General features: G+C 67.3%; 11 protein-coding genes. 5 read left to right on the forward strand and 6 right to left on the reverse strand.

All coding sequences use genetic code 11. The features are described from left to right. Positions 1 to 93: 93 nt before the first annotated feature. From G335_RS0110395 to G335_RS0110405, 3 genes are all read left to right on the forward strand, one after another. A complete protein-coding gene (locus tag G335_RS0110395) occupies positions 94 to 1,656 on the forward strand; it encodes a glutamate synthase-related protein (protein ID WP_018176711.1) in 1,563 nt (520 codons plus the stop codon). Between the two features lie 116 nt (positions 1,657 to 1,772). Further along, a complete protein-coding gene (locus G335_RS0110400; RefSeq protein ID WP_018145553.1) occupies positions 1,773 to 2,171 on the forward strand; it encodes a globin in 399 nt (132 codons plus the stop codon). A gap of 139 nt (positions 2,172 to 2,310) precedes the next feature. Beyond that, on the forward strand, positions 2,311 to 4,620 hold the full coding sequence (locus G335_RS0110405) for a YgiQ family radical SAM protein (RefSeq protein WP_018176712.1): 2,310 nt from the start codon (positions 2,311 to 2,313) through the stop codon (positions 4,618 to 4,620). Positions 4,621 to 4,632: 12 nt separating this feature from the next. On the opposite strand, the gene G335_RS0110410 is transcribed toward G335_RS0110405, so the two are convergent. From G335_RS0110410 to hpnD, 3 genes are read right to left on the reverse strand one after another with little or no spacing between them, the layout of a single operon-like run. After that, positions 4,633 to 5,421, reverse strand: coding sequence for an SDR family NAD(P)-dependent oxidoreductase (locus G335_RS0110410; protein WP_018169883.1), 789 nt, complete (start codon positions 5,419 to 5,421; stop codon positions 4,633 to 4,635). Next, the gene (gene hpnE, locus G335_RS0110415) at positions 5,418 to 6,764 is read right to left on the reverse strand and encodes a hydroxysqualene dehydroxylase HpnE (protein ID WP_018176713.1); all 1,347 of its coding nucleotides are present in this window, start codon (positions 6,762 to 6,764) and stop codon (positions 5,418 to 5,420) included. The genes G335_RS0110410 and hpnE overlap by 4 nt, the downstream gene beginning before the upstream one ends. 4 nt (positions 6,765 to 6,768) lie before the next feature. After that, positions 6,769 to 7,629 (reverse strand): presqualene diphosphate synthase HpnD, encoded by an 861-nt coding sequence (gene hpnD / locus G335_RS0110420; RefSeq protein ID WP_018176714.1) that lies wholly within the window; start codon positions 7,627 to 7,629, stop codon positions 6,769 to 6,771. Positions 7,630 to 7,804: 175 nt separating this feature from the next. On the opposite strand from hpnD, the gene hemN reads away from it, so the two are divergent. Beyond that, entirely contained in the window at positions 7,805 to 9,193 is a 1,389-nt protein-coding gene (hemN, locus tag G335_RS0110425) for an oxygen-independent coproporphyrinogen III oxidase (protein WP_018176715.1), read from the forward strand. A gap of 301 nt (positions 9,194 to 9,494) precedes the next feature. After that, positions 9,495 to 9,692 carry a DUF2283 domain-containing protein gene (locus tag G335_RS0110430; protein WP_018145559.1) on the forward strand — a complete coding sequence of 66 codons (198 nt, stop codon included), beginning with the start codon at positions 9,495 to 9,497 and terminating at the stop codon, positions 9,690 to 9,692. Positions 9,693 to 9,740: 48 nt separating this feature from the next. On the opposite strand, the gene hpnC is transcribed toward G335_RS0110430, so the two are convergent. From hpnC to ubiG, 3 genes are read right to left on the reverse strand one after another with little or no spacing between them, the layout of a single operon-like run. After that, on the reverse strand, positions 9,741 to 10,604 hold the full coding sequence (hpnC, locus tag G335_RS0110435; RefSeq protein WP_018176716.1) for a squalene synthase HpnC: 864 nt from the start codon (positions 10,602 to 10,604) through the stop codon (positions 9,741 to 9,743). Positions 10,605 to 10,653: 49 nt separating this feature from the next. Further along, complete coding sequence (gene gph / locus G335_RS0110440; RefSeq protein ID WP_018176717.1) at positions 10,654 to 11,343, reverse strand: phosphoglycolate phosphatase; 690 nt, start codon at positions 11,341 to 11,343, stop codon at positions 10,654 to 10,656. Next, positions 11,340 to 12,086: a bifunctional 2-polyprenyl-6-hydroxyphenol methylase/3-demethylubiquinol 3-O-methyltransferase UbiG gene (gene ubiG / locus G335_RS0110445; protein WP_018145562.1), complete on the reverse strand. Its 747-nt coding sequence runs from the start codon at positions 12,084 to 12,086 to the stop codon at positions 11,340 to 11,342. Before ubiG ends, gph begins: the two co-directional genes overlap by 4 nt. Between the last annotated feature and the right edge of the window lies 1 nt (position 12,087).

A 12,087-nucleotide genomic window follows, 5' to 3' on the forward strand; every position in this document is an offset into this window, starting at 1 on the left:
CGTCATCATACGGCGCCGGCGGGGATTCGGAAATTTGTGCGACTTTCACTGTCACAGATGAGGACGATTCAATTCGAGCGCAAGGAGCATCTGATGGCTGAACCGATTATCGCCGCAGTGGAACCCCGGGGAGTGGAACTGACAAAGGGCGAGGAGTACGCGTTCTGTCGCTGCGGGCGCTCGAAGGATCAGCCATTCTGCGACGGCTCGCACGAGGGCACAGGTATCGAGCCGCTGATTTTCACGGCGGAAGAGGACGGCGAGGCGTACCTGTGTCAGTGCAAGCAGTCCGGCAATCTGCCGTACTGCGACGGGACGCATGCGCAGTTCGATCAGGACGCGGTGGGTCAGCCCGCGAGCGCGGCGGAAGGGGATTCCGAGGCATCGGATCAGGGCGATCAGGCCCCGAGCCCCCGTAACAGCGCGGTTGAACCGCATGTCGAGTGGATTCACGCCCTGGCACGCGATGGCTTGGAGGGTGTGGGCCGCCATGGCACAACGGTGGCCATGGGTGTCCCGCGCGATCGATTGCCCGCGTGGGACGGGCTGCAGCTCCTGGCGGCGCAACTGGCCACACGCCCGCTCGACGAAGATGCCGACGTGGGCACCTCGCTGGTGATCGGGCCCGAGGCGAAGCGCCCGCTGGAACTGGCGATTCCGCTGCTGGTGTCGGACATGAGCTTTGGTGCGCTTTCGCGCGAGGCAAAGATCGCCCTGGCGCGCGGGGCAGAGCGGGCCGGGACCGGTATCTGCTCCGGCGAGGGGGGCATGCTGGACGCCGAGCAGGCAGAGAATTCGCGCTACCTGTTCGAGTTGGGGCCGGCGCAGTTTGGCTATTCGGACGAGGTGCTGGACCAGATTCAGGCGTTTCACTTCAAGGCCGGGCAGGCCGCGAAGACCGGGCTGGGCGGGGTTCTTCCGGGCAGCAAGGTGAGTGACGAGATTGCGCGGGTGCGTGGGATCGAGGCGGGGCAGGATGCCCATTCACCCGCTGCCCATGCCGATCTGCAAAGTCCGGACGATTTCCGCCGGTTTGCCGACGCGGTGCGCGAGAAGACCGGTGGTGTGCCGGTCGGATTCAAGCTGTCGGCCAACCACATCGAGGCGGACCTGGCCTTTGCCCTGGAGGCTGGCGCCGACTACCTGATCCTGGATGGCCGAGGCGGCGGCACGGGCGCCGCGCCGGCCCTGCTGCGCGATCACATCAGCGTGCCTACCATCCCGGCGCTGGCACGGGCGCGGCGCTTTCTCGATGCCAACGGCGCCACTGGACGGGTGACGCTGCTGGTTACCGGTGGGCTGCGCACGCCCGCGGACTTCGTGAAGGCCCTGGCCCTCGGTGCGGACGGGATTGCCCTCGCCAATTCGGCGATCCAGGCCGTGGGCTGCGTGAGCGCGCGGATGTGCCATACCAATCAGTGCCCCAGTGGTGTAGCGACCCAGGATCCGAAACTGCGCAGCCGGCTGGACCCGCAGGAGGGGAGCGAGCGGCTGGAGCGCTTCCTGAATGGTTCCACCGAGTTGATGAAAGTACTGGCGCGGGCCTGTGGGCATTCCAGTCTGGAGGACTTCGGGCCGAATGATCTGACCACGTTCGATCGCGATCTCGCACGTCTCGCCGGTATCCAGTACGCAGGGGTTCTCGAGGGACGTTGATGGCCGTCCTCTGGAGCCGGGTAACCCCGATGTGTTCCTGCTCCCGGGGGGATCTGGATTAGCCCGCCTCGGAGCAATCCCGGTAGAATCGCGCTTTTTCGGGAATGGGGGTTTTGATGAGCTACTCCGATGTCCACCAGAGCTACGGGCGTTGTCGGCGGGCCGGCAACTTCGTGGATCGCTTCTACGAACGCTTTCTCGCCGCCGACGAGCGGGTGGCGCAGGCGTTCACGACCACCAACTGGTCGCAGCAGAAGCGGGCCCTCGGGCAGGCAATCTCCACTGCGATCAGTTACGCCGAGGGCGAGAGCTTCGTGGCCCCGACCATGGAGAAGATGGCCGAGGTGCATAGCCGCCATGGCCGCGTACCGGTCGCGCCGGAGCTGTACGGGGTGTGGCTGAACTGCATGGTGGAGACGGCCCGCGAGGTGGATCCGCGCTGGGACGAGTCCCTGGCGCAGCGCTGGCGCGGCGCGCTGAGTCCTGCGATCGATCTCTTCATCGAGCGCTACTGACGCGAGCCGGGCCGTTTCCGGCGGCCCGGTTACCCACTGCGAAGTCCCGCCCGCGGGCGTGCCCTGTTGATCTTGGGGCTGCCCCGGCGTGTAATGCGCGCATTTCCTGTTGCCGGCGTCCGCCGGAAGAAGCCTGGTCATGTCCGCAGCACCCGATTCCCTGTTCGCCCGCAAGCCCTACTGGGCCAAGCGCTTTGGCACGGCGCCGTTTCTGCCAACCACGCGCGAGGAAATGGACGATCTCGGCTGGGAGAGCTGCGACATCGTGCTGGTGACCGGCGATGCCTATGTGGACCACCCGAGCTTCGGCATGGCGATCATCGGCCGGCTGCTGGAGGCCCAGGGGTTCCGCGTGGGCATTCTGGCGCAGCCGGACTGGACCTCGGCCGAGCCGTTCCGGGCCCTGGGGCGGCCGAACCTGTTCTTCGGCGTGACCGCCGGGAACATGGACTCGATGGTCAACCACTACACCGCGGAGCGGAAGATCCGCTCCAACGATGCCTATACCCCGGGTGACGTGCACGGCAAGCGCCCGGACCGCGCGGTGATCGTGTACGCCCAGCGCGCCCGCGAGGCGTACAAGGACGTGCCGGTCGTGGCGGGCGGGATCGAGGCCAGCCTGCGGCGTATCGCGCACTACGACTACTGGCAGGACAAGGTGCGCCGCTCCGTATTGCTGGATTCGCGCGCCGACATCCTGCTGTTCGGCAATGCCGAGCGCGCCCTGGTAGAGCTCGCCCATCGCGTCGCTGCGGGCGAGCACCCGCGCGAGATCACGGACCTGCGCGGGACGGCCCTGCTGCGCGATGCGGTGCCGGCCGGCTACGTGGAGCTGGATTCCAGCGAGGTCGATACCCCCGGACCGGTGGATGCCAACCCCGACCCCTACGCCATGGTCTCGCCCGAGACCTGCGCCGATGCCGAGGCACAGGATGCGCAGGCGGCAGAAGCGGAGGCGGGCGCGAAGGTCGTGCGTTTTCACCGGGATATCCCGCGCGGCACCCCGCGCGAGCAAACGGTGATCCGTATTCCGGCCTTCGAGCAGGTGAAGGGCGATGCGGTGCTCTACGCGCATGCCTCGCGGGTGCTGCACCTGGAGACCAACCCGGGGAATGCCCGCGCGATCGTGCAGCGCCACGGGGACAAGGAGGTCTGGCTCAACCCGCCGCCGATCCCGCTGTCGACCCCCGAGATGGATGCGGTGTTCGATCTGCCCTATGCGCGGGCCCCGCATCCCTCCTACGGGGATGCGCGCATCCCGGCCTGGGAGATGATCCGCTTCTCGGTCAACATCATGCGTGGCTGCTTCGGCGGCTGTACGTTCTGTTCCATCACCGAACACGAAGGGCGGATCATCCAGAGCCGCTCCGAGGACAGCGTGCTGCGCGAGATCGAGGAGATCCGCGACAAGGTGGACGGGTTCACCGGCGTGATCTCGGATCTGGGCGGCCCGACCGCCAACATGTACCGCCTGGCCTGCAAGGACCCGAAGATCGAGCAGAGCTGCCGGCGACTGTCCTGCGTGTACCCGGGCATCTGCAGCAACCTGGACACCGACCACGCGCCGCTCATTCGCCTGTACCGCAAGGCACGGGCGCTGCCGGGCATCAAGAAGATACTGATCGCCTCCGGGCTGCGCTACGACCTGGCGATCGAGTCACCGGAGTATGTGAAGGAACTGGTGACCCATCACGTGGGGGGTTACCTGAAGATTGCGCCGGAACATACGGAAACCGGACCGCTTTCGCGCATGATGAAGCCGGGCATGGGGACCTATGACCGGTTCAAGGCCATGTTCGAGAAATACTCGAAGGCGGCTGGGAAGGAGCAGTACCTGATCCCGTATTTCATCGCCGCGCATCCCGGCACCACCGACCAGGACATGCTGCAGCTCGCGCTCTGGCTCAAGCGCAACGACTTTCGCGCGGATCAGGTGCAGGCATTTCTGCCCAGTCCCATGGCCCTGGCCACCGCCATGTGGCATTCCGGGCGCGACCCGCTGCGCGGCATCCGGCGCACGACCAGCGAACGCGTCCCGGTGCCTCGCGGGGCGCGCGCGCGGCGTCTGCACAAGGCGTTCCTGCGCTATCACGATCCGAACAACTGGCCGCTACTGCGCGATGCCCTGCAACGCATGGGGCGTGCGGACCTGATCGGCAATGGCAAGCATCAGCTGGTGCCGACCTGGCAGCCGGCCGGGACCGGTCAGGGTGCGGCACGTCCGTCCACCGGCGGGCGCATCACCCGAGGCGGCAAGGCGCTGAAAAAGCGCGGCCAGACCTTCCAGACGCAGCACAACGGCGTCGAGGCTGCGGCGCGTCCCGGTGGCAAGCCAGCGCCAGCGGGCAAGGCCGGGGCACGCTCTGCCGCGCCCAAGGGCGGCAAGCCGCGCGCGGGTGGTGGGAAGGTGCGCAAAGGGCGCCCGGCCGGCAAGCGGCCGCGCGCCTGACGCCGCTGCGGTTCAGGACGCCGCGTCGGGCACCGGGACCTGGCCTTCCAGACTGATGTTCAGACCGGTGGTGGTGCGGTCGCCGGGGTCCAGGAAGTACAGATAGGGGCCGACCACGGCCTCGGGCTCGGGCAGGAGGTCGGGGTTTTCCCCGGGATAATGGCCGGCGCGGAAGCGGGTGCGCACCGGGCCGGTGTCGATACCGTTCACGTGCAGGAAGCGCGGTTCGTTGCGATGCTCGTGCGACAGGATGTCGATCAGGCCGTCCTGGGCCGCCTTGGCCATGCCGAAGGCGCCCCAGAAGGCCTTGCGGGCGTTCTGAGTGGACACGACCAGGCTCCCGGTGGGACTGGCCTCCAGCAGCGGCAGGACGGCCTGCGTGAGGAAGAACGGGCCGTGCAGGTTACTGTTGATGACCTTGAACCACAGCTCCGGGTCGTAGTTCTTCATCGGCATCAGGGCGCCGGCCCAGCCCGCGTTCATTACCAGCCCGTCCAGGCGGCCCAGCGAGTCGCGGATGTTCTCCGCCAGGTCACCATAGTCCTTGACCGTCGCGCCTTCGAGATTCAGTGGGTAGATCGCGGGCTGCGGGTGACCGGCCTGTTCGATCCGGTCATAGACCGCTTCGAGGCCCTTCAGGTCCTTGTCCAGCAGCACCACGATCGCGCCGGCCGCGGCACAGGCCTCGGCAACCGCGCGGCCGATGCCGTCGGCGGCCCCGGTGACCAGGATCACGCGTTCATCGAAGGCGCCGGGTTCCGGGCGGTAGGCGAGCAGGCGGGGAATATCGAGATCGGTCAAGGATGGTCCTCCAGGTACAGGTGCGCCGATTCTAGTCCAGATTGTACGGCCGCTTCGAGCGTGGACGGCAGTGCAGGCGTCAGGTAATCCCCGGCCAGATAACACCCCGGCCAGGGCGTGCGGGCCGGCGGGCGACGTGCATCCAGACCGGCTTGCGCGTCCAGCGTCGCGCGGCGTTCGCAAATGCTGTGGCCGGTCTCGGGTTCGCCCAGTTCGGGGAAGGTTTGGGCCAGGGAGCGGGCGACGGTGCGCCATCGCGCATCCGCCGTCAACGGTTCGAGGTCGTCGGCCGCGGAGATCACGACCGCCAGCCAGTGTGGCGCCCCGGCGACATTCCGCGCGATTAGCCATTGGCCATGCTGGTCCAGCAGCCCCTGTAGTGGCGGAAGATCATCAAGGCGCCGCGCATAGCGCAGGTAGACGGTGCAGATGCTGCGGGCGCTCATGGCATTCAGGCCCTGGTGCGTGGCCTCCCAGCCGGTTTCGTGCGGAAGCAGGGCAGCGGCGGCGGCTGGAGGGGCGGCCAGGATCACGCCGCGCGCCGGGCTCGCCACGCCCTGGCGGTCGCGCAGGCGGTAGGGGGCGGCGTCGTGAGTCGTGCTGCGCTCAATGGCGGTGATGCGGCGGCCAAGATCCACTCTGGCGCCACGCTCCCGGAGTTCCTGTACAGCCGGTTCCGGGAACAGCTCGCCGAGTGGCCGCGCGGGGACGAGAAGGCGCGCGGCTTCCGGGCCATGGTTGAGTGCCAGGCGCAGGACGTTCTGGAAGATGCGGGCCGAGGCGGTTCGGGGCGGGGTGTTCATCACCGCCAGGCACAACGGGTCCCACAGGCTGCGAATGAGGGCGTCGGGCTGACGGCGCTGGCGCAGCCAGTCGAGGACGGGGAGATCGTCGCGCAGGGGCCGGTGCAACATGGCGGCGGCGCCGGACAGTGCACGCAGGCGTGTACCAAGGGAGTGCTTCGCAAGCGCCCGGTAAAGCGCGGCGGCCAGGGCGGGCAACCGGGGCGAACGTGGTTCCAGCTGGAACGCCGGGGCCTGCGGCCGGCCCGTGGGCTCAAACATGCGCAGGCCGAAGGGCAGGGCCTGAAACGCCTGCTCGGGGTTGATGCCGACCGAACGGATCTGCTGCAGGGTCTGCTGGCAGGCCCCGACCAGGATGTGCTGGCCGTTGTCGAGCGGGGTACCGTCCAGGTCGAGGCTGCGGGCACGGCCACCGGGGGCCTTGCCGGCCTCGATCAGGTGCACGGGGTGCCCGGCGCGTGCAAGCGCCAGCGCGGCGGTCAGGCCGGCCCAGCCCGCGCCGACCACGACGACGGGCGCGTGGGGTGAGCCGGAGATCATGGCATCAGGTCGCGCGGCGGCGTTGTTCGCGCTTCAGGCGGCGCGCGGTGCGCCACGCGATCCACAGCTTGCGGATCGGGGTCAGGCGTACGCGGTGTTCCAGCACGCGATAGCCATCGTCCGCGATCTCGTCGAGCAGGGTGCGGTAGATGGCTGCCATGATCAGGCCCGGGCGCTGGGCGTAGCGGTCGGCGTCCGGGAGGTGTTCCTCGGCGCGTTCGTAGTAGCGTCGCGCCCGTTCCGCCTGCTCCGCGAACAGGGCGCGGTGGCGGTCGTCGGTGATGTTGATCTGGAATTCCTCCGGCTTGACCCCGTGCTTGCTGAGCTCGTCCATGGGGATGTACACGCGGCCACGCATGGCGTCCTCGTGTACGTCGCGCAGGATGTTGGTGAGCTGCAACGCCATGCCGAGGTCGTGGGCGTACTTGAGAGTGCGCCGATCGGTGTAGCCGAAGATGTGAGCGGACAGGATGCCCACGACGCTGGCCGCGCGGTAGCAGTACAGCGACAGCGTGGTGAAGTCCGGATAGCTGTCGTAGTCGAGATCCATCTGCATGCCGTCGATGATCTCGTCGAAGTACTCGCGCCCGAGGTCAAAGGCGGCGATGTGCGGCTGCAGGGCCTGGGTGATGGGGTGGCGGGGTTCGCCGGCGAACAGGCGTTCGATCTCCTGGCGCCACCAGTCGAGCTTGGTGCGCGCAATGCTCTCCTCGCTCACCTCGTCGACGATGTCGTCGACTTCCCGGCAGAAGGCGTACAGCGCCGTGATGGCGCGACGGCGATCCGGTTCCAGAAAGCGGAACGCGTAGTAGAAGCTGGAGCCGCTTTGCGCGGCCTTCTCCTCGCAATACTCGTCGGGGGACATGCGCTCTCGCGTGGCGGGTGTCGAACAGGGAGGAGAAGGCTAGCACAGGCAGCACAGGGGGCGGGAGAGGGCGCCGAAGGCGGATTGTTGACCTGTATCAAGCTCGGGCCTGGCGTGCGGCCGTAGTCTGCAGAACCAAGGTCGCGAGTGCGCGGCGACGGCTGTGGAGCTCCCAATGGAACAACGCCTGGTGTTTGATCCCGAAATCCTGCGCCGATACGACGTGAGTGGGCCGCGGTACACGTCGTATCCCACCGCGCCACAGTTTCACGAGGGCTTCGACGACCGCGCCTATGCCGAGGCGGCGCAGGCGACCAACGGGGCCGATCCGGCGCGCCCCCTGTCGCTGTACGTGCATGTCCCGTTCTGCGACACGGTGTGCTTCTACTGCGCCTGCAACAAGGTCATCACCGGAAATTACCAGCGCGCCCAGCGCTACCTGCAGTATCTGGAGCGCGAGGCCGAATTGCAGGGCGAGCTGTTCGATCGGGAACGCACTGTCGGGCAGCTGCACTTCGGGGGCGGCACGCCGACCTATCTTGGCGATGACGATCTGCGCCGGGTGATGGCGACGCTGGCGAGGCACTTCCGCCTGGACGAAAGCGATGCCCGCGAGTTCTCCATCGAGATTGATCCGCGCGCGGTGCGGCCCGGGACCATCCCGCTGCTGGGCGAGCTGGGTTTTAACCGGATCAGCCTCGGGGTGCAGGATTTCGACCCGAACGTGCAGCGGGCGGTGAACCGCATCCAGCCGTTCGAGGTGACCGCGCAGGCGGTGGAGCAGGCGCGGGCCAACGGCTTTGAATCCACCAACCTGGACCTGATCTACGGCCTTCCCTTGCAGACGGTGGAGACCTATACCGCCACCCTGGAGCGCGCGCTGGAGCTGCGCCCGGAGCGCCTGGCGATCTACAACTACGCGCACCTGCCGCAGATGTTCAAGACTCAGCGCCAGATCCGCGAGGCCGACCTGCCGGACGCCGCGGAGAAGCTGGCGATCCTCGAGACCACCATCGCTCGCCTGACCGATGCCGGCTATGTATACATCGGCATGGACCACTTTGCCCTGCCGGACGACGAACTGGCCACGGCCCAGCGCGCCGGGACGCTGCAGCGCAATTTCCAGGGCTACTCCACACGGGCGGAGTACGACCTGGTGGCACTGGGGCCGACGGCTATCGGCAAGGTGGGCGCCACCTACAGCCAGAACCTGCGCGAACTGGATGCCTATTACGCGCGGCTGGATGCCGGGCGCCTGCCGGTGTTTCGCGGACTCGAACTGAGTGCCGACGATCGGCTGCGCCGGGACGTGATTACCGAACTCATGTGCCACTCGCGCATCGATTTCGCCGCGATCGAGGCGCGCCACGGGATCGTGTTCGGCGAGGTCCTTGGGGATGCACTGGAGCGGCTGCAGGGCATGGAGGCCGATGGACTGGTACGGATCGGCGCGGGGCGCCTGGAAATCCTGCCGCGTGGGCGGTTGCTGCTGCGCAACGTCGCCATGGCCTTCGACGCCTACCTGAAGACGGAGAGCGCGCAGCGCTACAGCAAGGTAGTGTGAGCGGCTTGACGGCGATCCGTTCTCGGCGGAAGCTTTGAACAATAGCAACCGGTAACAGGGACGTTCCGGTGAAGACGACACGTTACTTCGAGACTGTACGCGAGAGGCCGGATCGGCGAATGATCCGGGATCACTGGATCAGTAGTGCAATCGACCAACCGTTGTGCGAAGAAGTCCAAGGCGATGGGCGTATCCGCAGATGGGCTCGTGTCGAGGAGGCTGAAGGACGCTACCTTCGCGTTGTTCTGCTGCCGGATGGAGAAACCGTTCACAACGCCTTTTTCGATCGAGGGTTCCAGCCATGAAACTCCAGTACTTCGGCGATACGGATACGCTTTATATCGAATTCCGAGGCGATAGCGTGGCCGAAACCCGCTCGCTTGACGAGAACACGACCCTGGATGTCGATGCCAGTGGTGGTGTTTGCGCCATTACCTTTGAGCACGCAAGCGAACGAACTGACCTCCAGCACCTTACGGTCGAGGGCATTGCCGCTTGATGCCTTTTAAGCCCTCAGCTTAACCAGGGGTTCTCGGCGGCTCGATCCCTACGGTCTTCGGCGGCGCGGCCGAAGGCTGTGGCTCAGGATGATCCAGGCGTCGCGGGTACGCAGGCGCGGGCGGGCAAAGACGTCATCCTGCTGCCGCAGCCGCCAGAGGATGCGTGCCCCGCCGTTGATGATCGCCCGGATCTCCAGCCCCATGCGCCCGCGCAGCAGGCCGCCCAGCGGCGCCCCGGCGCGCAGCAGCCGGTCGGCGCGGGCGTATTGAAACTGCATCAGGTTGCGTAGCTGGAAGGTGGTCTGCCCGGTGGCCAGCATCGCTTCGGTCACGCCGTACTGGTCCATCTCTTCCTGCGGCAGGTAGATGCGGTTGTTCTCCTGCAGGTCCTGCTGCAGGTCCTGGTAGAAGTTGATCAGCTGCAGCGCCGAGCAGATGGCGTCCGAGTACCCCAGCATCTCGTCGGTCGGGTTGCCGTTCAGGTGCAGCATCAGCCGGCCAACCGGGTTGGCCGAGCGGCGGCAGTAGTCCATGACCTCGCCGAAGGTCGCATAGCGGGTCTGTTCCAGATCCTGCAGGAAGGCGTCGATCAGGTCGGAGAACGGCGCGGCCGGGAGGTCGAAGCGGGCGCGGGCGTCGGCAAGGGCAATCCATTCGGGTTCGTGTTCGGCGGCGGGGTCTTCCAGGATCTGCACCCGTTCCTGCATCGTCAGCAGCGCCTGGCGCCGCTCGGCGACCGGACGCGGGTCCTCGTCGGCCAGGTCGTCGGCATCGCGTGCGAAGCAGTAGATCGCCGCCACGGGGCCGCGCAGGCGACTGGGCAGCAGCCAGGAGGCCACGGGGAAGTTCTCGTAATGCGCCTTGGCACGCTGGCGACAGTGGCGGTAGGCCGAACGGATACGGGGCGACATGGCTGCTCAGGCCCTGTTTCCGGCGTGCGGGGCGCCGGGGTGGGCGGATTCAGCGCGCAAGCCCGGGCTCCGTGGCGGCTCCGTCGGCGTACCAGGCCCAGAAGTCGTTCGGCTGTTCCAGGGCGGCATCGGCGCCCCATTGATCCGGACGCTGGTTGGCGTCGATGTAGCCCCAGTTGGCGATCAGGGTGGGCATGCCGGCGGCCCGTCCGGCCGCGATGTCGCGTTCTGCATCGCCCCAGTAGCAGTGGCGTTCCGGCGGCAGGCCAGTCTGCCGGGCGGCCAGCCACATGGGTTCCGGGGCGGGTTTGCGCTGGGGCAGGGTATCGCCGCTGACGACGGCTGCCATGCGCGCATGCAGCCCGAGGGCCTCCAGCAGTGGATCGGTCAGCCAGCCCGGCTTGTTGGTCACCACGCCGACGGACCAGCCGCGGGCCTCGCAGGCGTCCAGCAGCTCTGCGAGTCCGGGAAACAGGGCGGTGGTCCGGCACAGGTCGCGGGCGTAGATCTCCAGGTAGCGCTTCTTGAGATGCTCCGCGAAGGCGGGATCGGCGTCCGGGAAGGCGAGATCCACCAGGGCCCGGGACCCGTGGGAGACAAAGTTACGCACGACCTCGAACGCCAGCGGCGCACGGTCGTGTTCGGCCATCAGGGTGACCAGGGCCGCATGCATGTCGGGAGCGGTGTCCAGCAGGGTCCCGTCGAGGTCGAACAGGACCGATCCGAGTTCGTGGGTCATTCGTCGGGGCCGGCTTCGTCGCGGCGAGCGGCCATCAGGTAGTTCACGTCGGTGCGGGCGACCAGGCGATAACGCCCGCTCAGGGGCGAATAGGTCAGGCCGGTCATCGCGGTGACCTCGAACCCGTGGCGGCGCAGGGCGGTGCCCAGTTCGGAGGGACGGATGAAGCGGCCGTACTCATGGGTGCCGGTGGGCAGCATGTGCAACACGTATTCGGCCCCCACGATGGCCTCGGCAAAGGCGCGCGGAGTTCGGTTGATGGTGGACAGGAACAGCCAGCCGCCGGGGCGCACGAGCTTTGCAAGGGCGTCGATGACGGCATCCGGATCGGGCACGTGTTCCAGCATCTCCAGGCAGGTCACCACGTCGTAGTCGCCGGCGTGACGTTCGGCGTGCGCCTCGGCGGTGGTGTGCAGGTAGTGGATCTCAAGCCCTGCCTCCACCGCATGTTCGCGCGCCACCTCCAGGTGTTCGGCGCCGGCGTCCAGCGCGGTGACCTGAGCGCCGCGAACCGCCATTGCCTCGGAGAGGATGCCGGCGCCGCAGCCTACATCCAGCACCTTCTTGCCGGCGAGATCGGCCTGGCCGTCGATCCATTCGAGGCGCAACGGGTTGATCGCGTGCAACGTGGCGAAGGGGCCCTTCGGGTCCCACCATTCGTGGGCCCGATGGGTGAATTTGTGGATCTCGGCGCTATCGACGTTTGCGTGCGCAGAAGTTTGGGAGAGGGGTTCGGGGCTCATG

It is taken from the genome of Thioalkalivibrio sp. AKL8, assembly GCF_000380525.1.
GTDB lineage: Bacteria > Pseudomonadota > Gammaproteobacteria > Ectothiorhodospirales > Ectothiorhodospiraceae > Thioalkalivibrio > Thioalkalivibrio versutus.

Excerpts from the sequence above, each read along its gene's own strand:
- G335_RS0110395 (WP_018176711.1), top strand. The coding sequence starts at position 94 with ATGGCTGAACCGATTATCGCCGCAGTGGAACCCCGGGGAGTGGAACTG.
- G335_RS0110400 (WP_018145553.1), top strand. The coding sequence starts at position 1,773 with ATGAGCTACTCCGATGTCCACCAGAGCTACGGGCGTTGTCGGCGGGCC.
- G335_RS0110405 (WP_018176712.1), top strand. The coding sequence starts at position 2,311 with ATGTCCGCAGCACCCGATTCCCTGTTCGCCCGCAAGCCCTACTGGGCC.
- hpnE (WP_018176713.1), bottom strand. The coding sequence starts at position 6,764 with ATGATCTCCGGCTCACCCCACGCGCCCGTCGTCGTGGTCGGCGCGGGC.
- hpnD (WP_018176714.1), bottom strand. The coding sequence starts at position 7,629 with ATGTCCCCCGACGAGTATTGCGAGGAGAAGGCCGCGCAAAGCGGCTCC.
- hemN (WP_018176715.1), top strand. The coding sequence starts at position 7,805 with ATGGAACAACGCCTGGTGTTTGATCCCGAAATCCTGCGCCGATACGAC.
- G335_RS0110430 (WP_018145559.1), top strand. The coding sequence starts at position 9,495 with ATGAAACTCCAGTACTTCGGCGATACGGATACGCTTTATATCGAATTC.
- hpnC (WP_018176716.1), bottom strand. The coding sequence starts at position 10,604 with ATGTCGCCCCGTATCCGTTCGGCCTACCGCCACTGTCGCCAGCGTGCC.
- gph (WP_018176717.1), bottom strand. The coding sequence starts at position 11,343 with ATGACCCACGAACTCGGATCGGTCCTGTTCGACCTCGACGGGACCCTG.
- ubiG (WP_018145562.1), bottom strand. The coding sequence starts at position 12,086 with ATGAGCCCCGAACCCCTCTCCCAAACTTCTGCGCACGCAAACGTCGAT.